We start from the raw sequence: 21,886 nt of genomic DNA, 5'->3' as shown, positions 1-21,886 counted from the left end.
CCCTTTCTTTTAGATTTAATATTACTACTAGTTATATCATAGCTTACCACCTTCTATATCAAAGGTTACAATCCGGTAATATCAGCCTGTACAGGATAGTCGATTATGGTGTATAGGATAATCGGATAAAGTGTACACCGTGGTCTGCCGAGGTGTAGAGGATGGCTTTACTAAGTCAGGACTAAAGATATAAAATATCGGGAGAAAAGCAATAGTTTTCAGTAGTATTCTTTCTAATAAACAGTGAGGAAGAGTTTTTCAGCCATACTGTCAAAGAAATGACAGCGGTTAAAAACTCTTCCTCCGCTATATATAAAGGCGTTCCAAGTATTAAATGGCACGCAGAATCACACAGATCAATAGCCCGGATTCTGTTCCAGTTTCGGATTCTTATCTATGCTACTCTGGGGGATCGGCAAGTAACGGTTCTTTGCGGAGAACTGGCGGTTTTCGATGAACTCCGAGCCTTTTACGACAGCACGTTTGTAAGGATTCGTTTCTTTGTAGTCGATAGTACCGGAAATACGGTTCAATGTACCGTTCAATACTGTCTCAGCCAGCATTTTATTATTGGCATCTTTCCAACGCAGAATATCAGCACGACGCAAACCCTCACCGGCAAACTCGACAGCCCGTTCGCGGCGGATCAGTTCGCGCAATTGGTCTTTAGATGCATACTTCGCCCTGTCTACCACCGGCATACCTGCACGGGTACGGATCTGATCCAGATAGTCGTACACCTGAGCCGAAGGACCGTTCAACTCGTTTTCGGCTTCAGCATAAGAAAGCAATACCTCGGCATAACGGAATACGATCACACAAGCTCCGGTATTCCACACATTGGGATATTGTTCAAAGGGGTCCAGGTATTTCGCCCAGGTAAGAGCCGTCTTGGAAGCATTGTCCGTATAGGTCGGATAGTTGATGTTCTTCCCGCCTTCCGGTGTCAGTTCGTCCAGTGTATTCAATACCTCACCTCTCCAGTCCTGTCCCGGGAACAGGATGGTCATTTCCATACGGGGATCGCGGTTGGCGAACGGATGAGCCGCATCGTACAGGCTCGACTCTTCCTTCATTTTACCGTCCGTCATTTCATACATATCCACCAGGTTCTGAGTCGGAACGATAGACGACCAGCCGGCATCCTTGTTGTTATACATCTGGCCGATCGTACCCAGACCGAAGGTATTGGGAATACGCTGGTCGGCAATGATAATTTCTTTCGAGTCGACACCGGTCAGTTTGAACAGGTTGGAGAAATCAGGATCGAGCTCATACTGTTTCAGGTCGATGATAGCCTGGGCAGCCTCTTTGGCTTTCTGCCATTCGCCATAATACAAGGCTTCACGCATTTTAATAGCTAAAACGCCACCTTTGGCAATACGTCCGCGTTCGGAAGGAACCGTATTGATACCGGCCAGGGCATCATCCAGGTCCTGAGCGATCTGTTTACGCACTTCTTCTTCCGTATTACGGGGCACCTGGGCCTCCTCGGCCGTCAGGTAAGAGTCGATGATAGGCACACCGCCATACCACCAGTTCATCAGGAAGTATTTGTAAGCACGGATCGCCTTGGCTTGTGCGATCAGGTCTTTTTTCTTTTCTTCCGATTTGAACTCTACGTTATCGATATTATCGAGTACCGTATTACAACGGCGGATAATGGTAAAACTATAGAACGAAGCACCTGTATTGGAGCTTGACAAAGAGCCGTCTCCCCACGGACGCCATCCTTCCCAGGAGAAGTTGTTATACCCCAGATCGGAACCGCAATCCAGATACAGGATCGAGCCCGGATCCCACAAACCGTTATAACATCCTACCACAAAGCTTTCGGCATCGGCCTCTGTCTTCCAGGTAGTGGAAGGCGACAGGGCATCATGTGGAGCTGTATCTAAAAAGTCAGAGCAGGAGGCAGACAAAAGAGCTACTCCGGCCAATAAATATATAGATAATCGTTTCATAAAATTCAACTTATATTAGATAATCATTAATCGTTTAGAAGGTAACATTAACACCGAATGAATGGGTTGTCGACAAAGGGTAGCTCGACAAGCGCGTACTTACAGTTTCCGGGTCTACATTCAACGGCATAGAGTCGAATGTCAACAGGTTTTCTGCCGAATAATACACTCTCAGGTTCTGGATACCAGCTTTTTCCAGGAGTCCTTTCGGGAAAGTATATCCCAACTGGGCCGTTTTCAGACGCAGATAGCTTGTATTCATTACCCAGAAATCGGAGAAAACGACGGATGCTTCACTCGGTGACATACGGGCTTCCGCAACGCGAGGCATACTTGCGTTCTTATTTTCGGGTGTCCATGAGTCCAACCAGGCTGTCGACGGGTGGCCGGCACTCCCTGAGAATTCACCGAAGGCTTCTTTTGTATAAGCAAAACCGACATTCGCAGCACCTGTAAAGTTCAGGGTAAGGTCGAAGTTCTTATAACCGGCGTTCAGGTTCAGACCGAAAGTCATCACCGGGTCTTTTGTCTTATATAGTTCGCGGTCTTCGGCCGTGATCTTGCCGTCGCCGTTCGTATCCACATACTTCAGGTCGCCGCCTTTGAACTTAAGACCGAACGGATAACCGTCCTGTCCGGCATATTTATCCATCCAGGCCTGTGCTTCGTCATCCGACTGGAAGAAACCGTCGGTTCTGTACACATACCATGAATTGATCGGCGAACCGACCTGGCGCATGAAGTCGCCGTCTGCCATACGGTTTACACCGCCCAGGTTTTCAATCTTGTTCTTATTGTAGGCAAAGTTACCGACAACGCCCAGTTTCCAGTCGCCCCAGGTATTGTTGTAACCCAACTGGATTTCAACACCGCGGTTACGCATAGCACCGACATTGTCTTTGTAAGCTCCCAATGCAAATTCGGTCGGCACAGGTACTTCCATGATAATATCCGTCGTCTTACGATCGTAATAATCGAAAGTGAAGCTGATCTTATCATTGATTATAGCATCCAGTCCCAGCCCCCAGGTGGTCGACTTTTCCCATGAAAGGTCTTCGATCTTATAACTTCCCTGATAATAACCGGTTGTCAGCGAACCGCCCATCGGATAATTTGCCCCCAGGTTATAGGTATTCAGCCAGGGATAGAAGTCACCGCCGGTAGGTGTTCCGTCACTCAAGGCATCCTGGTTACCGAGCATACCCCACGATCCTCGGATCTTCAGGCTGTTCAACCAGTCTCTCGTATTCTCCATAAAACTCTCTTCGCTGATACGCCATGCGGCAGAGAAAGAAGGGAAATAACCCCAACGGTGTCCGGGAGCGAAGCGGGAAGAAGCATCCGAACGGAAATTGGCTTCCAACAAATACTTCCCGGCATAGTCGTAGTTCACACGACCGAAATAGGAAAGCATGGCTAGTTCGCGGGTAAAACCGGAGTTGGTCTGCGTTGCGGTAGCACCGGCATTCATATCGTCCAGTTCATTGTTCGGGAAGTTTTCGCGATACATATCATTATAACGTACATCGTATTGTTCGGTATGGTATCCCAACATTACTTTCAGTCCGTGTTTACCGAATGTCTTGTCGTAGTTCAACAAAGCATCGAAGTTATAACGTGTCCAGTTCGTGAAACGTTCTTCGAGACTGTTCGGACGGTTTGCCTGCGCCGGATCTTCGGCCAGTTTCATAACAAATGTCTTGAAATGTTGGTCATCATTTACATACGAGCCGGATAAGGTTGCTTTCAAGCCATCTATGATCTGATAGTCGACAGCCAGTGAACCTGTGAAGTTCTGGTTGTATTTATCGACCGTCTGCCCCGAGTTCAGCCAGGCAATAGGGTTTCCGTCATTCGTAGAACCGTAAGTTCCGTCTTCATTATAAATAGGGATCATCGGACTCAGAATATTCAACTGGCGAATGATCTGGTCGGACCAACCGCCGCCATAGTTGGAGTTCGGGTCTTTATAGTCATTCTTGATATAAGCCATATTCAAATGGACGGTCAGTCTCTTGGTGATATTCATGTCCAGGTTCGTACGACCGTTAAACTGCTTACGTTCCGAATTGGGAAGAATACCGGTCTGTCCCAGATAGCCGACAGAAGCCATATACTTCGTGTTCTCATTACCACCGCTCACATTCACATTGTGTTTATGCAATACTCCCGTACGGTAAGCGGCATCATTCCAGTCGGTGTTCGGATGTCCGTATGGGTCGGAACCATCCTGGAACAGACGGATATCTTCATCGCTGTACCGGTGCGGTTGCCCGTTGTTATCGTCGATCCGGTTATACAGCATAGCATATTCGGCCGAACTTACACGGTCGATAACGGCAGTGGGACTCGATACACCGACATAGCCATTGTAAGAGATGCGGGGAGCACCCGATTTACCTCGTTTGGTGGTTATCAGGATTACACCGTTAGATGCTTTCGAACCATAGATGGCTGCGGAGGATGCATCTTTCAGGACAGAGATACTTTCGATATCATTAGGGTCGACACTGTCCATCGAACCACTTTCGATACCATCGATCAGGATATAAGGGGAAGCGTTGTTCAGGGTTCCGACACCACGGATACGGATATTACTACCATCCTGTCCCGGACGACCCTCACCGGCTGTGATCGTTACACCCGGCATCAATCCCTGCAATCCGGATGATACATTAGAGATGGGGCGATTGGTCAACTCGTCACTGGCCACAGATGCCACGGCTCCCGAAAGGTTGGCTTTCTGCTGTGTTCCGTAACCCACCACTACAACTTCATCCAGTTTTTGTGTATCCTCGACCAAACTGACTTTCAGAGAAGATTGCCCCGTATACTTAATCTCCTGAGTCAGATAACCGATGAAAGAAATCTGGATCACATCTCCGTTTCTGACGTCCAGAACAAAATTACCGTCCATATCGGTAACTGTTCCGTTCGTCGTACCTTTTACGACAACAGAAGCTCCGGCAACAGGGCCGAAATCATCACTCACTGTCCCTTTCAAACTTTTTTGTTGCTGAGAAATGTCAACTTTGGGAATTGCTGTATGACCGGATGCATAAGCTCCCCCGGAGCATAATGCAACAGACAATAGCATAAGGCTGACTGGTCTTGCGATTTTCAACATAACAATTGCTTTTTGTTTAATAATAATACTAGTAACTATATGAATTAGATCCAAGGAGCTGAAACTCACCACTACTTATAGATTACATATTTTCTATGGCATTCAGATTCTCACGTCTCTAAGGATTTAAACCACCAAACATAGTTCTGATAGAACTAGTGCAAGTCGCGCACCAATAAAGACCAGAAATACAATAAGATAAACAAAAAGGAATTGAAAACTACCGCTACTTAAGATTAACTTATTTTCTTAGATCAATTATTAACATTACTCAGTTTAAAGATTGACTATTATTAATTTAATTGTTTCAATAAGCTATTTATAATAAAAAATATACTATATTTGCAGCATAAATATAAAATAGTTCTATCAGAACTATGTCATAAATGGCCTGTATTATAGATGTTCACCGTCTACAATAAAAGCCATTTTATACAATAAGTATTTTTAATTCTTCTCTGACAAGTTATGGAATAAAGCTATCTCGCAACTTTCTTATCGACGGTACGAAAAATGAAATTACCCCGATCATCCCGACCAGTACACCGCCAATTATAAAGGTATTCCCTATTCCGATATTATCAGCCAGAAAACCAGTACTCAATAATCCTATCATCGAAGGAAGAAGGCTGACACTCATATAAAACGAGAATACCCGCCCCATCACTACCGGATTGATACGGGTTTGCAGTACGGTAGTGAAGGAAGCCATATAAAGAGAACCGGATATGCCGCCAATGGCCGTCAACCCCACAAACAAAGGATATCCTGAAACAGGCAGGACACCAGACAACAAGAATGTAAATCCGAGCAGAAGATACATCCAGTTTATCAATGAGATCTCGTTCAGTTTAAACTTCTTGATTCCCAGGAAGGCTCCTCCTAGCAAAGCACCTATCCCCCAAGCTGCCTCGACCAAGCTGATCTGATAAGCATTCCCCGAATAGTGATTCAGTGTCATCAAAGGGAACAACACACCGACCGGCATAATAAAGAAAGTAGCCAGGATAGACAGGACAAACAACCACGACAATCCATTTTGCGCACGTACCTCCGTATAGGCTTCTTTGGCTTCCTTCAATAGTTGTACCTTTTGACTTCTCTCTTCATTCTCCGGATCAGGAATCTTTACAAACAGAAGTGAAGTACAAGCCAATGCTGCCCCGATCACATCCAACAGCAATATATTCGTCATCTCCATAAAGGAAATAAAAAGTGCTGCCAGAGCAGGTCCGGCAATATTACAGGCCGACTGAATAATCTGATTGATCCCGGCTATACGGATCAGTTCCGACTTAGGAGCCAGTAAAGGTACGGAAGCCTGCATCGCCGGCATATGAAATGCCGATCCTACCGAACGCAAAGCCAGTAGGATATACACATGTCCGAGCTTCGCTACATCCAGATAGAACAGGAAAGCAAGGATCAGCGTACAGAAAGCAATGAAGCTATCCGCCATGATCATGACCCGCTTCCTCTTCCAGCGGTCGACAAATATACCTGCAAACAACCCGAGTATCGACTGCGGAAGCATGGCGGCTATGGCAGCAAAAGCCAATACCTCAGCCGATTTAGTTTCAAAACTAAGCCATAAAATGATAGCGAAATTAACGATCGAACTGGTCAGGATAGAGAAGAACTGACCTGTCCATATAATAGCGAATACTTTTTTCCAGTTATTCATAACTTCTTTTTAATTAAAATAAAATATGTAGAAAAGAGGGTTCCCCATAGCCATGACAGGGAATCGAAACGTAGGTTCAAAAGATAAGATGGCTCTTATCTGCCGTTACACAAAGTAAACGAAACCAAATTTAGAAGTTATTGAACACATAAGATGATTTAATTTGATGCAATGATACGAATAAATTCCGATATACCAAACTCTAAAAAAACGAAGGCTGCGGGATTCACATCCGACAGCCTTCTACACTAACCCTTAACTTTAACCAATGAAAAACAATAATCTACTTAATTAGTTTTTTAGCGAAGCGATTGCGGCTTCGTAATTCGGTTCGTTGGTAATTTCGGAAACGAGTTCCTCATAAACCACTTTACCTGCTTCGTTGACAACTATCACGCCACGGGCCAATAGACCTTTCAGCGGACCGTCAACCATCAGCATCCCGTACTTATCTTCAAAACATGAACACCGGAATGCAGAAAGTGTGATCACTTTATCGATGCCTTCCGTCGTACAGAAGCGTCCATGTGCAAAAGGTAAATCTTTTGATACGGCAAGTACCACAGTGTTGGGTAAAGAAGCGGCTTCTTTGTTGAAACGTCTCACCGAAGCGGCGCACACAGCAGTGTCCAGACTGGGAAATACGTTAATTACAACATTCTTACCTTTCAATTCTTTGAGAGATAATTCCGTTAGATCACTTTTTACTCCTTTGAAATCCGGAGCCTCTGCTCCAACTGCTGGTAATGTACCGTTGGTATTTACTTCATTACCTTTAAATGTTATTTTTGCCATCTTTGTAGTATTTTATGTTTTACGTTAAAAGCGGCTCACAAATATAAGCGGCTTTGTATGACTAAAACAAAAGTTAAAGAATAATGTTTTTCCTTTTAACTCTTTTTAATTACTTGTTCAGAGAACAGTTTTTCTATCTTTGACGCAAAATTGAATGACATGGATTGGTTGATTATTTGTACATTACTTATCATCATTGTTTTACAGATCTTATTCCGTCCTAAAAAGGACAATACCGATACACAAAACGAATTGAAACGCCTGCTGGATGAAATGCAGCGTTCCTTCGAACGCATTGAAAAAAACTTCCGGGAGGACTTCCGCCTGAACCGCGAAGAAGGCCGCATCGTTGCCCGCGATAACAGGGAAGAGCTGACCCGTTCCATGAACGAATTTCGGGAAGCTTTCGACCGGGGGATCGCTTCCTTTAACAACCTGCAACGGGAAAAGTTCGCCAACCTGGACGAACAGCAGCGCATGTTGGTAGCAAACACCGAAAAACGTTTGGAGGAGATCCGTGTTACGGTAGACGAGAAATTACAAAAAACATTGAACGACCGGATCGGTCAGTCGTTCCGCCTGGTCACCGAACAACTGGAGAGTGTACAGAAAGGACTCGGGGAAATGCAGACACTGGCACAGGATGTAGGCGGCCTGAAACGGGTATTGAGCAATGTCAAGACACGGGGGAATATCGGAGAGATACAACTGAGCATGTTGCTGGAACAGATACTGGCTCCGGAACAATATGAGGCCAATGTTCATACCCGTAAAGGTTCGGATGCTGTCGTCGAATTTGCCGTCAAGTTGCCGGGACGGGATGATATACGCGAATACGTTTATCTTCCGATAGATGCCAAATTCCCGAAAGATATCTACGAACAGTTGCTGGATGCCTACGACAATGCCGATCCGCAGGCGATCGAGGCTGCCGGGAAGTTACTGGAAACGACTATCAAGAAGATGGCTAAAGATATTTCCGACAAATACCTGGCTCCGCCTGCGACGACCGATTTCGGTATCATGTTCCTGCCGTTCGAAGGTATTTATGCCGAAGTGGTACGCCGTTCTGCTTTGATGGAAGAGTTACAGCGTACTTACAAAGTGGTTGTAACGGGGCCTACTACGCTTGCCGCCATCTTGAACAGTTTGCAAATGGGCTTCCGAACACTGGCTATCCAGAAACATTCGGGAGAAGTATGGACCATTCTCGGTGCCGTAAAAAAGGAGTTCGAAAAGGTGGGCGGCATGCTGGAGAAAGCACAAAAGAACCTGCAAACGGCCAGCGGCCAGATAGAAGAAGTACTCGGTACCCGTACCCGCGCTATCCAGCGAAAGCTGAAAGATGTCGATACATTGAGCGACCGCGAAGCTCGTGCGATCATTCCGGAATTGGGACCGTTGACGGAGGATGAGGATAATATAGAGGCTTAATTTTAGATCATACTAATTTGCAGAGATAAAGAATTATTATTTCCTTTGTATCAGTAAACATGTTCGTATGAAAAGGGATATAGTACTAAAAAAGCTCGCATTCTTAAAAGAGACGCTCTCGTCCCAATACGGGGTAAGCAAGATCGGCCTTTTTGGTTCCACTATACGCGGTGAGAACAAAAAGAATAGCGATATTGATATTTTGATAGATTTCCAGGAAGGAAAAGAAACCTATCAAAACTATATTTCAGTATGTGATATCCTGGAAAATTTCTTTCATAAACATAAACTGGATATAGTCACATTAAAAGGTCTCAGCCCTTTCATTGGCAAACAAATCCTCAATGAAGTAGAATATGTCTAAATCACATATCGTTTATTTACAGCATATACTTCAAGAATGTTACTACGTCACATCTGTTGTAACGGATAGTTTGCCTATGTACCAGTTCTTATCGGATGAAACATTAAAAAGAGCTGTTACCCGTAGCCTGGAAATCATAGGTGAAGCGACTAAGAAAATTCCGGCTGATGTAAAATATGAATGGAATGACATTTCATGGAAACAAATGGCAGGTATGAGAGATAAGTTAATTCATGATTATATGGGCGTTAATTATCTCATTGTGTGGGATGTTGCTAAAAATATTATACCGGTTCTTATTCCTCAGATTGAAGCCATTATTGATAATGAAAAAGAGAACAGGATAAACAGATGAAAAACGACGGTTTTACTTTCCGCAAACGGTTACGGAGTTTCGGGTATGCTTTCAATGGGATACGTTTATTGATTACCCGGGAACATAATGCCTGGATACATTGTTTTGCTGCTGTTTGTGTGGTTGTCGCCGGTATTTTGCTGGGACTGTCAGAAATGGAGTGGATCGCTGTCGTGATCGTGATCGGGGCCGTACTGGCTGCCGAAGCAGTCAACTCGGCACTGGAAGCGATAGCGGACTTCGTTTCGCCGGAATACAGTGAAGCCATTAAACGAACCAAAGACCTGGCGGCGGGAGCCGTATTGATCATGGCTATTGCCGCCGCAATCGTAGGCGGAATTATCTTTTTCCCTAAACTAATCGCTTTATGCTGAAACCACACGTTTTAAACAAAATAGAATCAATAACAGTTATTTAATTTAAATGATGAGAACAATGAAACTTCCCGAAGATCCGATGATGCTCTTCAGCGTAGTCAACATGAAACTGCGCGACCGTTATGCATCACTCGATGAATTATGCAGTAAGATGGACGTAGACAAGGATATGCTTGTCCACAAGTTGGCAATTGCCGGCTTTGAGTACAGTGCCGAGAACAATAAGTTCTGGTAACCTCCGTTTCTATATTTGCACTAACAATAAATATATGAAACGTACAACCTATCTCTTTGTCTTCCTCCTGGCCTTTATCGCCTGTTTCCACGGTCATGCACAAGAAGTCAAGTTAAGCGGCAGCCGGAAAGCCGTCCGCACCTCGGGCGACGTACTTGCCTGCCTGACTCCGGCAGCCAGCCTGGCGACGGTATTGATCTTACAGGACTGGCAAGGATTGAAGCAAGGAGCACTGGCTGGTGTAAGTACCGTCGGAATGACATATGCCCTGAAGTATCTGATCAAGAAAGAACGTCCGGACGGCAGCGACAATCATTCCTTCCCTTCCATGCACACCTCGGTATCTTTTACCGGAGCAGCTTTTATCCAACGCAGATATGGTTGGAAATGGGGTATTCCGGCATATGCCGTAGCGACCTATGTAGGTTGGAGCCGTACGTATGCCAAGAAACATGACTGGTGGGACGTGGCAGCCGGAGCCGCTATGGGTATCGGCAGTGCCTATATCTTTACCCGTCCGTTCGCCCAAAAGCATAACCTGACACTCAGCCCGCTTGCCGGTGACAAACATTTCGGTATTTATGCCTCGATGACTTTCTGACGACATACGGCACAGATAAAAAACAGCCCGGACATGTACTCGCTACAGATCCGGGCTTTATTAGCTCTATGTGGCTAATGTAATTTATATGAGAAATAATCACTCATAATGTAAAGCCTCCGCCGGTTGCAGGCGCGCCGCCTCATTGGCCGGATACCAGATTCCGGCAATGATCATCCCTACGATCAACAGATACGTGATCAGCATGCCTACGACAAAACGAAGGACCGTGTTATCCATCAGCACCGTATTCGTCAGATCTGCCAACATGATATTGACACAGATCACTACCGTCGGAATAAAGGCTAGAGTCAGCAACAAGATGCCTTCTCCCAGGACAGTGCTCCGCAGCTGGCTGCGGGTAGAACCTAATGCCATGCGAAGTCCCATTTCCCCCTGCCGCTGACGGGTACGAAACCAGAACGTACCGACTATTCCCAGAAATATATTGATCAGCAGGAAGAGCAGGATAGACAAACGGGTATTCATCTCCCCTTTGCCGTCACGTATGCCGTCCTCCCGTAAAACAGACAGGGGTGTGATACTCTGCAGATAAAGATTTCCAATCTCCACCTGATTACTATTCTCTTTCATAAAGGTATCGGCAAAATCCCTGTCCGCTTCCGGTTTCACCCTTACCGAGACTTCGGCCCAGGGAAGGAAATCGGCATTTATCGTTTTTATATTCCCTTCCCCCATACAGAGATACACATTCGGTCTGGGCCGCTTAAATTCCGAACTACGGACAACCCCACAAATAGCTCCTACTTTAGTCGTCCAGGTATTATCGCCGGAATAGACAATCTTTCCGAAGGCATCCTCCCCCTCGAATATCTTATCGGCTGCATCTTTTGTCAGGACAATGCTATTGGCAGTCACACCCTCTCCCGGCTGCCGATTACTTCCCGGTGCCGCAGGGATACGGTAGACATCGAAATATTCCGGCGTTACGTAATAGATACGGCAAGCCGTTTTCTCCACCACCGTATCACGTCCCAAAGACATATAATTGATTATATCGTTATACGGTACACCGAATCTCGACAAAGCAACCGCTTCCACCCCCGCATGCAGCCTGAGCCTGTTCATCGCATCCCACAAATCCTCACCTACGGTTGCCGGATGTTCTTCGGACGACAAATATCCTTCGGCACCTTCTTCACGTGCACTGAACTGGAACTTATAGGTATGGTCGATATCAAACCCCATAGGAGCATTGAAAGCATACAGCGTCACCAGCAAAAAATCGACTATGTACCACAGGCAAACGGCAACAAGCAGCAGTTCGCCGAACAACCAGCCGTTACTCTTCCGCTGGTTCCATATTTGTTTTAATATATGATTGATCATCTTCGTATGAGTTTAGTATTCGTTCAACGCTTCCATCACATTCTTCCGGGCCATCCGGTAAGCCGGTATTCCCGCCGACAACAAATTCAGTATCAGGCAGAACACAAAGGCATAGAGGAATATCACCGGGTTAAGCAGCTCCGTCACCGACAACGCCGGCGTACCTCCAAAGACAGAAGAGATAGAAGCAAAACTGTTGCTCAGCAACCAGGTACGCATCAGCCAGATCGCGATATAAGAGATAAACAATCCGATGAGACCTCCCAGCAGGGTCAACAGCATACTCTCCGAAAGGATCTGCACCACCAGCGTTCCCCGGGTTGCCCCGAATGCCTTACGGATACCGATCTCCGACATACGCTTCCGCATCTGCGACAAAGTCATTCCCGACAGGTTGATGGCAGGTACAAGCAACAGAATAACGATCACCAGCACATATTGCAGGATAGTCTTTGTCTTATCGGGGCCTATTGCCGTCAACCCTTTGATCTCCCACTCCAGATGGGTGTCGGGCTGGTCGTACAGATTGAGTTTGTAATCGGCCAGCGAACCATTATAGCGAACCAACTGTCTGTCCAAATTCTGCCGGATGGCATCGAAATCGGAAGGAGAATGTGCCAGGATAATAGCCTGGTACCAGCCGGTGATACTCTCCGCCCAGGGATCATCAGGGAAAGGCTCTGCCGAATAAGACACCCATACTTCGGAATACGAAGCTTTGGCAATCGTAGACACATCCTTCACCACGCCACTGACGGTATAGGGCTTATAGCTAATCATGATCGTCTTGCCAGCTGCATCGGAAGTACCATAAAGCCTATTGGCAAGCGACTCTGCGATAACGACCTTTTTGATACCCGACTGCACCTCCTCTTTCGTATACGGGCTACCGGACACAAAGTCGAAGTTGAATATCTTCCAGAATACATCGTCGGTAAACAGCATCAGGCAATCTTTCTTCTCCTGCCCTCCCGGAATGGAAGCCAGCTGGCTGCGCCAAGGGGAAACGATGGCGACGGCTTCCGGCGTTTCCATCGTTTGGATACATTCCCGGATCGTTTTCAGAGAGAGGTAACCGTTACCATGATTTGCACCTTTAAAGTCACGTCCGCCCCACCGCACATACATGGTCCGGTCGCGGTTGTCCTCTGGCGAATAGTTATTTACCCTCACCTCGTAAGTGATCACCATCACCATGATCATACAGATAGCCAAAGCTGTTCCCAGAATAGAGATCAGGCTGAGAAGTTTATTCTCCTTCAGCATGGCCAGGGCTTGTTTGAAATAGAGTTTATACATAGTCGTTATTGTTGTTTATGCAAGGGCGGTTCGCGAACCGCCCGTACGAGATAGTTTATTCATAACGCAAGGCTTCCGCCGGTTTCATTCTCACGGCGCGCCATGCCGGATACAGGATACCCGAGATGATCATCAATGCCATGAGCAAGCCGGTCAGGGCAATCCCCGTCAGGAAACGGACAGCGGTAAAGTCCGCCCAATTAAGGTTGACCAGTTCGGCTATCCCCAGGTTGAAACTGATAACAACGGCAGGCAGCATAGCCAAAGCAAGCATGACCAGCCCTTCGCCTATCAGCAATGCCCGTAGGCCGTGCCTGGTGGAGCCCAGGGCTACACGTAACCCCATCTCTCCCCAGCGATGCTGCGTGCGGAACCAAAATGTACCGGAGATTCCCAAAAAGATATTGATACTCAGGAAAACCAACAAATTCAGACGCATCCGGATATCACTTCCCACCGGACTCACTATTGCTTCCCTTATCAGCGAAGAAGAGCGGACATCCATCAAATAAAGGTTTCCAACCGACAGTTGCGCTCCCATATCCCGGCGGAAATCCTCACTGAAACGGGCCGCGGCATCGGGACGGATACGGATACACAGTTCCATATTCTCCAGGTCACCCGAACCAAGCTCACCGGCTATCTCATCTTCCGACAATAAGGAGTAATAGCAAGGTCTGCTCTTCTCATATTCCGTCCAGCGGATAGGTATGCAGAGCGCCTTCACCTCTTTAAAGTAACCATCCTTCCCGATCTGCAGGCTCTTGCCCGGAGCACTTTCTCCCGGCAGCAACTCTTCGGCACCATTGGCAGACAAGATGATAGAATGTACGTCGAGTGCATCCGCCAACGCCGGACCATTCCCACTTTCGCGCTCTATACGGAAGACACGGAAGAAAGAAGGTGTCACTTTATATCGTTGCATAGTCACTCCCACTGTATCTTTATAGAACAGGCGGCTGTAATAAACCTGGCTGGTATATCCCGTCGAAGCATACGGCTGAGAGCCGATCGACATAGATACTTCTTCTACGGACGGATACTGCCGGATACGCTCCATGATTGTCAGCAGGTCGGCTCCGGTAGTCGTTCCTTTCGTTTCGGGATCGATATAGCCGTCGCTTTCCGGGGTACGTTCTTTGATATCGACGCGGTAGGTATCCGCAATATCAAATCCCAGCGGGGTACGGACTATCGTGGACAGCACGCTCATATAATCGATGACGTACCACAGGCAGACAGATATTAACATCAGTTCCGTCAGGATCCAGATATTCCTCTTGCGCTGGTTCCATATGATTGTAAACAGGTGTTTGATCATTATATGTTCCTCCTCATTCTCCTTTTAACGATTCAACAATAGGTATCGATGACACACGCCATGCGGGAACGCAGGCACTCAGCAGGTTCAGAAAAGAACAGAACAGGAAGGCGATCAGGAACACCTCCGGACGGATCAGAGCCGATACCGGAACCTCCGCCGTCACATCCATGCCGAAATAGGTAGACGACGTGAACATCGAATCTTTCAGCAGATAAAGGAACCAATAAGAGAGCAGTAACCCCAGCATTCCGCTGATCACCGACACCACGATATTCTCGTACACGATCTGTCCGAGCAATCCCGCCCGTGTACTGCCGAAGGCTTTACGTACGCCCAGTTCGCTCACCCGCTCCTGCATCCGCGACAAAGTCAGTCCCGACAGGTTGATGGCAGGTACCAGCAAGGCGATCAGAATCGGGAGGATGGCACTGAGATAGATAGACTGCATATTGGGCATCCCCGGTCCGAAGCGCATCTCTTCCACATATTTCGTATCGGGCTGGTCATAGAAATAGACTTTATGATCGACCAGCGTATTATTATACTGTTCCGTTTGCCGGGTGATCTCGTCGCGTATCTCATCGAAGTCGGACGACGAACGGGCAACGATCATACATTTGTAATGCCCCATGATATTTTCCGAACCTTTTATCTCCGGAATACCGGCTGCGGTAAAAGGCACCCAGGCATGAGCATAGGAGAATGTAGTACGGGGTGTGACATCCGCCACCACGGCACAGACCGTATAGGTTATAAAACTAAACTGCATGGTCTTGCCCACCACCTGATCGATCGTACCGAACATCCGGCGTGCCAGCCATTCGCTGATCACCACTTTCCGGATACCGGCATCAAACTCGGCTTTGGTGTAGAGATTTCCCCTCAGTACGTTGAAGGAACAGATTTTCCAGAACACATCGTCGGTAAAGAGCACGAAACAGCGTTCGCCCGGATTACCGGGAACCGTTGCCAGGCGTGACTGTGCCGGCGAAGTGATGCTCACCGCTTCCGGTATCTCCAGCGACTGGAAACACTCGCGGATCGTCTTCAGCGACAGGTAACCGTTCGCCTGGGTACTCTCAGTCAGTTTATCCTGCACGCCAACCCATTTGACATAAAGCGTCCGTTCGCGGGCGGTCTCCGGAGCTATATTTTTGTACATGGCCTGATGGCTGATAATGATCGTCATAATGAACGATATCGCCAGTGCCGTACCGAATATGGAGATGAAAGTGAGCCAGGGACTTTCCTTCATCATTTGTATGGTTTGTTTGAAGTATTGTTTATACATAGCTTTTGTTGTTTATATTTTGTATATACAGTTCGTATTAGGGAACGCAGACGACGCAGACAAAGCGCAGAAGAACGCTGATAAGAATATTAATTAGTCTGCGAAACTCTGCGTTATCTGCGTCGTCTGCGTCCCCTAATATAGACTTTGAACAAGATTTACTCATAATGTAATGCTTCCGCCGGTTCCAGATGTGCCGCCTTGCGCGACGGATACCAGACAGCTAAAGTGATAATAACAGCCAGCAAGAGCCATGTCAGCAAGCTGACAAGCAACAGGCGACCGACAGTCACCTCCATGACTTCCGTGCTCAGCAGACCGGCAAAGGCTACATTCACACAGATCAACAAGGCAGGTACGGCAGTAATAGTCAGTATCATCAATCCCTCGCCGATCAGCAACTGCTGCAGGCGGAGACGGGTAGAGCCGACAGCCATGCGAATCCCCAGCTCGTTACGGCGGCGGTTCACACGGAACCAGAATGTCCCGATCACAGCCAAAAAGACATTGATCAGCAGGAAGAGGTTAATGGCAACGTCCAGCTTCTGCCCACCCGTATTCATCGAGGTCGCCAGATAGTTCGTACGTAGATCGGGATAATATTGAACATTCGCCAGCCAGAAGTTTCCCGCCGCCAGCCGGTGTTTCATCTCTTTCTTAAAACGGACGGCATATTCGGAAGCACTTTCCGCCGCGACATTCGGACGAACCCGGAAACAGATCTGCATCTTCCCCAGCTCCTGTTCACCCATCCTGAGGATACTCCGTTCCTTCATCTCTTTAAAGACAATCGAAGGCGGTTGGCTAAACTCTTCGCGTTTTACGCCTCCCGTCACTCCCTTCACACGGAAACGTAAGGTATCATCCTGAAGGATAAGCAACTCCTGACCGTCCACCTTCGCCGAACCGAAACATTCCATCGCCATCGGCTCACTGATAAGGATACCCTCCTGAATAGCAGCAGCCAACTCGTCCGATGAACCGCCATCGGCTGTATGTATATCGAATACACGAAAATAACCGGGCGTAACGTTGAAGTCTAAGGCATTCCGGAAAAGAGAATCTTTCTCCTGAAAGTAAGTATCCGAATTGGACATATACGTATAAGGCATCGAAGCCTCGTTTGCCATACCTACCACCTGCACGTCGGGATGTGCTTCCAACTGGCGGATGATACGCATGAAATCCTCTCCCGCCCCCTGGCTTCCCTTTTCGTAGGCAATAAAGGAAGCGCTGTTTGAAGGACGTACTGCCAGCGTCACCTTATAGACATTTTCAAACGAATATTCCATCGGTTGTGCCTGTGTTATCCGATTCATCATCATCCGGTCGACAGCATACCAGAGCAGTACGAAGACGACAAGTAATTCGATAAACACCCAGGTATTGCTGCGGCGTTGTGTCTTGATCAGTTTCAGTATATGTAACAGCATATCTATCTCTTTAATTGTGGTTTAATGACTCAGTTATATTCACACGGATCGCACGCCAGGCAGGGATCATCGACGACATCAGGTTCAAGACGAAGCAAACCAGGAAAGCATAGCCGAACACAGCCGGACTCAACAGCATTCCGAATGTCAGTTCCGTCTGTACACTGCCCTGTATCATGGCGATGATACCCGGAGTAAGCAGCAACTGCTGGAAAAGCGCGACCATTCCATAAGAGACCAGTAGTCCGACCAATCCGCCCGGCAGCATCAGCAATAAGTTTTCTATCAGTACCTGTGTCAACAACCGGTTCTTACGTGCCCCGAAAGCCTTCCGCACACCCAGTTCGGAAATGCGATCCTGCATCCGTGAAGCGTTCAGTCCGGACAGGTTCAGAGCCGGAATCAGCATAAAAAGCAGGATCAGAAACAGGAGTATCAGGTAAACCGCAGTCACGGAGCCGCCCATCACAAACTGGCGGACCACATGCGTCAGATGCGTCTCCACCCCGTTCATCATACTGAGCTTTCCGTCGGCCAGGGTCGTATTATAACGGTCGATCATTTCTTCCAGTTCATGGCTCACCTCATCGACTCCCATCCCGTCGGCAGGCAGAATACAGACCGTCAGCAAGCCGACCGACACATCACGTTCGCCAGAGGCCCCCATAATCAGCGGTATGGAAGTATAAGGCATCCACATATCGGCATAAACGGACGGTGTAACGGCAGAGATATCCTTTACCACACCGCTGACGGAATATTCGGTATCATCGAGCAGGATGCTTTTTCCCGTCACACCGGTCGTCGTCGAAAAAATACGGCGTGCCAGCGATTCGGAAACGACCACACGGGGGAAGCCCGACTGGAACTCTTCCTCACTAAACGGCTTCCCTTCGATAAAAGAAAAAGAGAAGAGGCGCCAGAAGCTATTGTTCGTCCCCATCACTTGCACCTTCTGCGGGTCGTCTCCCCCTGGAATCTGCACATAGGTATCGCCATGAAGCATGCTTGTAATGGCCGTGTTGGTCATCAGTGCCACCTCCTTCGCCGACTTCAACGGCATCAGGCATTCTTTAGCAGAACGAATGCCCCAGAAGAAATTGGAACTGCTTTTACCCCATTCATATTTCATCTGGTCGATATACAGGTATTTACCGCGGTGCACTTCAGGGGCGATGTCGGCGGTACGGATATGGTACACGATCGCCATGACCATCACCATCGAGATAGCCAGTCCGGTACCGATAATGTAGACCGCGCTGTAGAAGCGGTTCTGCTTCATCAGGTTCCAGGCTTGTTTGAAGTATTGTTTATACATAGCTTTTGTTGTTTATATTTGTATATACAGTTCGTATTAGGGAACGCAGACGACGCAGACAGAGCGCAGAAGAACGCTGATAAGAATATTAATTAGTCTGCGAAACTCTGCGTTATCTGCGTCGTCTGCGTCCCCTAATATAGACTTTGAACAAGATTTATTCATAGTGCAGGGCTTCGGCAGGTTCCAGATGCGACGCTTTGCGCGACGGATACCAGGTTGCCAGGATGATCGTCAATGCCAATGTCGCCCAGGTAATCAAGCTGACGACAAGGAAACGTAGCGTACCGGCAGGCATCACCGTAGCGGAAAGGAGATCCATCCAGACCAGGTTCGCACAGACCAGCAAGGCCGGGAGTGCGGCAAGTGTCAGCAGAACCACTCCCTCCCCGATCATCAGCGTCTGAATGCCCGAACGGGTGGAACCGACCGCCATACGCAATCCCAGTTCGCTGCGCCGACGGTTCACGCGGAACCAGAAAGTACCGATCACGGCCAGGAAGACGTTTACCAGGAAGAAAACACCCAGTGCAGAGAACAGCTTCCGGTTGTTGGTTTCCTTTGAGTTAGCCAGGAAGTCGGCACGAATATTCTCAAAACGCTTTATATCCGACACCCAAAAGTTCCCAGCCTTCAACTGAAGTTTCATCTCTTTAAGAAAATGCTGCGCATAGTCAGGCAAAGTACTCCCCGGACGGGTTCGAAACGTAACCTGCACATCCGTAAAATCGCTCTCTTTCATCCCCCACTCCCGCTGCATAGCCGTTAAATCCATCCGGGTAAAGAAAACATTCATATCTCCGGCATCATATTCATCGTTACGTACCGGTTCCGTTACTACCACAATACGCTTAGGTATTGAATCACCAGACATATAGACTTCTTTACCCAGTATATCAGTCCGATCGAACAACGATCTGGCTAATTCTCCTGAAATCATCAAATCTTTAGTGCTCACCAGCTCCGATAACTTACGTGCCATTTCCTCCGGAGATTCACCTTCCGCGGAATGAATACCAAAGACTTGCAAATAGTCTGGCGAAACCATCATATTGCGTACATTCAAACGAATAGAATCCCTCCTTATCCCATCGCCCATATTGGAGAAGGTATAAGGCAACGAATAATACGACAACCCCACTACCTCCACATCCGGATGCCGCCCGATGCGTTCGATGATACGTTCGAAATTCTGCAACGGTTCCTCGCTTCCTTCCTCATACTGAATGAACGAAGGGCTTTCCGCCGGACGAAGCGATACGACCGCCTGATAAACATTATCCAGCTTGAAACCTACCGGACGGTTCATCAGAACACCCTGCATCAGGAAATAGTCCGCCATAAACCACATCACGACAAATACGACCAGCAGTTCTGCCAGCACCCAGCTATTGCTGCGAAACTGCGCTTTTATCAATTTCAATATATGTGTTACCATTGTCTTATCGTTTTATTATCCGTTCAACGCATCTGTAATATTCACCCGGACAGCCCGCCATGCCGGGACCATTGAAGATAGCAGGTTCAGCACCAGACAAATAAGGAAAGCGTAAAAGAACACCTCCATATTCAACAGCATCCCTGGTGAAAGAGCTATCGTATTACCTGTCCCCATCTGCATCGCAAAGAATCCGGAAGACAACAGGATATTCCGGAAAAGGAACACCAGCACATACGAAAACAGCAACCCGGCTATTCCCCCCGGTAACATCAGTATCATATTCTCGGCAAATATCTGCGACAACAGGATCGAACGCGATGCCCCGAAAGCTTTCCGTATGCCGACCTCCGGAATGCGATCCTGCATATGCGACGTATTCAATCCTGACAGGTTCAACGCCGGAACCAACAGGAAAAGCAGCAATACGATAACCAGAATGAGATAGGTTTGCTTCCTGTCCTTATAGAACAGGTTACCGATCATATTATTCGCATAGGATACAGGCTCGCCATATTTAACCTGCCCTTCGACCAGCCCCGTATTATAACGTTTCACCGACTCTGCCAATTCATCCGTCAGCGCACCGATATCTTTCTCATCATGAAGCAAGATATTTGCGATCAGAGGTCCTGCCGAACCGTTCTGCTCACTCGTCATCTGTTTCATAATAGCATTCAAAGAAGAGTAAGGAACCCAAACTTCCGCATAGACATCGGAAGTAACGCCGGACACATCGGCCACTACCCCACTTACGGTATATCTCGCCTCATTAATCAATAAGGTCTGCCCAGTCGCTTCGTTCTCTCCGAACAGGCGGCGCGCCAACGATTCAGTCAGCACCATACGCGGAAAGCCAGACTGGAAATCGGCTTCGGTAAACGGTTTCCCTTCGCGGAAGTTAAACGAGTAGACTTTCCAGAACTGGTCGTTGCAGCCCAGCAGATTGACCTTCGGCATCTCATCGTGTCCGGGTACCTGTACAAAAATATCTCCCAGCATAAAACGTGCAATAGAGGGATCGGTAGTGACGGCAACCGCCTCGGGTGTCTTCAGGCTGTAGAGCACATCCTTTACAAACCGCGTACCGCAGCTGCTGTTCAACGTCCCTTTGTTATCGTTTACCCGATAAGAAACATATCTCACGTAACATGTCCGGTCACGGTTCACCTCCGGTGCTATATTCGCTGTCCGGATATGGTAAACCACCGCCATCACCATTACCATCGAAATGGCCAGTCCCGTACCGATGATATAAACGGTACTGAAGAAGCGGTTTTGCTTCATCAGGTTCCAGGCTTGTTTGAAGTATTGTTTATACATGGTGCTATATTATTTGTTTTGTTTCTGCAAAGGCAAATGCCGTGCCATAAATGTAACCAGCTGATAGTAAGCATGAATACCAAATCCGGAAGTGTTCAATAACGAACAGTGCTCACGGTTTCGAACACTGCGGTGTCCGGTATGGTATATTGTCCGGACATATTACCTATCTTT

General features: G+C 47.5%; 18 protein-coding genes. 6 read left to right on the top strand and 12 right to left on the bottom strand.

The genetic code is table 11. The features are described from left to right. Positions 1-356 precede the first annotated feature (356 nt). The 4 genes from DWW23_RS05830 to tpx all read right to left on the bottom strand — a co-directional run bounded on the left by DWW23_RS05830 (position 357) and on the right by tpx (position 7,570). Entirely contained in the window at positions 357-1,964 is a 1,608-nt protein-coding gene (locus DWW23_RS05830; protein WP_122352324.1) for a RagB/SusD family nutrient uptake outer membrane protein, read from the bottom strand. A gap of 34 nt (positions 1,965-1,998) precedes the next feature. Continuing rightward, entirely contained in the window at positions 1,999-5,091 is a 3,093-nt protein-coding gene (locus DWW23_RS05825; RefSeq protein WP_122352323.1) for a TonB-dependent receptor, read from the bottom strand. 466 nt (positions 5,092-5,557) lie between these two features. Beyond that, positions 5,558-6,775 carry an MFS transporter gene (locus DWW23_RS05820; RefSeq protein ID WP_122352322.1) on the bottom strand — a complete coding sequence of 406 codons (1,218 nt, stop codon included), beginning with the start codon at positions 6,773-6,775 and terminating at the stop codon, positions 5,558-5,560. A 291-nt stretch (positions 6,776-7,066) separates the two neighbouring features. Then, positions 7,067-7,570 carry a thiol peroxidase gene (tpx, locus tag DWW23_RS05815; protein WP_122352321.1) on the bottom strand — a complete coding sequence of 168 codons (504 nt, stop codon included), beginning with the start codon at positions 7,568-7,570 and terminating at the stop codon, positions 7,067-7,069. Positions 7,571-7,729: 159 nt separating this feature from the next. On the opposite strand from tpx, the gene DWW23_RS05810 reads away from it, so the two are divergent. The 6 genes from DWW23_RS05810 (at position 7,730) to DWW23_RS05785 (ending at position 10,936) form a co-directional block, all read left to right on the top strand. Beyond that, positions 7,730-9,004 (top strand): DNA recombination protein RmuC, encoded by a 1,275-nt coding sequence (locus tag DWW23_RS05810; RefSeq protein WP_122352320.1) that lies wholly within the window; start codon positions 7,730-7,732, stop codon positions 9,002-9,004. A gap of 67 nt (positions 9,005-9,071) precedes the next feature. Further along, complete coding sequence (locus tag DWW23_RS05805) at positions 9,072-9,368, top strand: nucleotidyltransferase family protein (RefSeq protein ID WP_122352319.1); 297 nt, start codon at positions 9,072-9,074, stop codon at positions 9,366-9,368. Then, on the top strand, positions 9,361-9,723 hold the full coding sequence (locus DWW23_RS05800; RefSeq protein ID WP_122352318.1) for a DUF86 domain-containing protein: 363 nt from the start codon (positions 9,361-9,363) through the stop codon (positions 9,721-9,723). Before DWW23_RS05805 ends, DWW23_RS05800 begins: the two co-directional genes overlap by 8 nt. Next, the gene (locus tag DWW23_RS05795) at positions 9,720-10,097 is read left to right on the top strand and encodes a diacylglycerol kinase (protein WP_122352317.1); all 378 of its coding nucleotides are present in this window, start codon (positions 9,720-9,722) and stop codon (positions 10,095-10,097) included. Before DWW23_RS05800 ends, DWW23_RS05795 begins: the two co-directional genes overlap by 4 nt. Positions 10,098-10,158: 61 nt before the next feature. Next, positions 10,159-10,335, top strand: coding sequence for a DUF4250 domain-containing protein (locus DWW23_RS05790; protein ID WP_122352368.1), 177 nt, complete (start codon positions 10,159-10,161; stop codon positions 10,333-10,335). A 34-nt stretch (positions 10,336-10,369) separates the two neighbouring features. Next, entirely contained in the window at positions 10,370-10,936 is a 567-nt protein-coding gene (locus tag DWW23_RS05785) for a phosphatase PAP2 family protein (protein ID WP_122352316.1), read from the top strand. Positions 10,937-11,035: 99 nt separating this feature from the next. Here DWW23_RS05785 and DWW23_RS05780 read toward each other — a convergent pair whose 3' ends face one another. The 8 genes from DWW23_RS05780 to DWW23_RS05745 form a co-directional block, all read right to left on the bottom strand. Continuing rightward, positions 11,036-12,286, bottom strand: a complete 1,251-nt coding sequence (locus DWW23_RS05780; RefSeq protein ID WP_122352315.1) for an ABC transporter permease — start codon at positions 12,284-12,286, stop codon at positions 11,036-11,038. Between the two features lie 12 nt (positions 12,287-12,298). Next, on the bottom strand, positions 12,299-13,585 hold the full coding sequence (locus tag DWW23_RS05775; RefSeq protein WP_122352314.1) for an ABC transporter permease: 1,287 nt from the start codon (positions 13,583-13,585) through the stop codon (positions 12,299-12,301). A gap of 55 nt (positions 13,586-13,640) precedes the next feature. Further along, on the bottom strand, positions 13,641-14,906 hold the full coding sequence (locus DWW23_RS05770) for an ABC transporter permease (protein ID WP_122352313.1): 1,266 nt from the start codon (positions 14,904-14,906) through the stop codon (positions 13,641-13,643). A 13-nt stretch (positions 14,907-14,919) separates the two neighbouring features. Next, positions 14,920-16,200, bottom strand: a complete 1,281-nt coding sequence (locus tag DWW23_RS05765) for an ABC transporter permease (protein ID WP_122352312.1) — start codon at positions 16,198-16,200, stop codon at positions 14,920-14,922. Positions 16,201-16,358: 158 nt separating this feature from the next. Then, positions 16,359-17,633, bottom strand: coding sequence for an ABC transporter permease (locus DWW23_RS05760; protein ID WP_122352311.1), 1,275 nt, complete (start codon positions 17,631-17,633; stop codon positions 16,359-16,361). 10 nt (positions 17,634-17,643) lie between these two features. Then, positions 17,644-18,951 (bottom strand): ABC transporter permease, encoded by a 1,308-nt coding sequence (locus DWW23_RS05755; protein ID WP_122352310.1) that lies wholly within the window; start codon positions 18,949-18,951, stop codon positions 17,644-17,646. A 157-nt stretch (positions 18,952-19,108) separates the two neighbouring features. Next, positions 19,109-20,389: an FtsX-like permease family protein gene (locus DWW23_RS05750; protein WP_122352309.1), complete on the bottom strand. Its 1,281-nt coding sequence runs from the start codon at positions 20,387-20,389 to the stop codon at positions 19,109-19,111. A gap of 15 nt (positions 20,390-20,404) precedes the next feature. Beyond that, positions 20,405-21,712, bottom strand: coding sequence for an ABC transporter permease (locus DWW23_RS05745; RefSeq protein WP_122352308.1), 1,308 nt, complete (start codon positions 21,710-21,712; stop codon positions 20,405-20,407). Positions 21,713-21,886: the final 174 nt, after the last annotated feature.

The sequence above is a fragment of the Parabacteroides sp. AF14-59 genome, assembly GCF_003479515.1.
Taxonomy (GTDB): Bacteria; Bacteroidota; Bacteroidia; order Bacteroidales; family Tannerellaceae; genus Parabacteroides; species Parabacteroides faecis.
This window is presented reverse-complemented; position numbering and strand designations above follow the sequence as displayed.